The 248-nt window shown below is 37.9% G+C and carries 1 protein-coding gene; it reads left to right on the top strand.

The window, feature by feature from the left end:
- Window positions 1–248 (top strand): citrate/2-methylcitrate synthase (locus AAEY97_RS21425; protein ID WP_351001395.1); only part of this gene is annotated, 248 nt, incomplete at both ends.

The raw sequence follows: 248 nt of genomic DNA, 5'->3' as shown, positions 1-248 counted from the left end.
GAACAACGTAAAACAAGCGCAATTAAGCTTGTTGCTAAGTTACCAACAATCGCGGCAATGGCTTATAAAACAAATATCGGCCAACCGTTTGTATACCCACGTAACGATTTAAGCTACGCAGAAAACTTCTTACACATGATGTTCTCTGTACCTGCTGAAGAATATAAAGTTAATCCTGTTACTGCTAAGGCAATGGATAAAATCTTTATGCTTCATGCAGATCATGAACAAAATGCATCGACTTCAAC

This window comes from Shewanella sp. TB7-MNA-CIBAN-0143, from assembly GCF_040310065.1.
Classification (GTDB): domain Bacteria; phylum Pseudomonadota; class Gammaproteobacteria; order Enterobacterales; family Shewanellaceae; genus Shewanella.
Note: the sequence above shows the minus strand (reverse complement) of the source record. Positions and strands in the feature narration are given on the sequence as shown.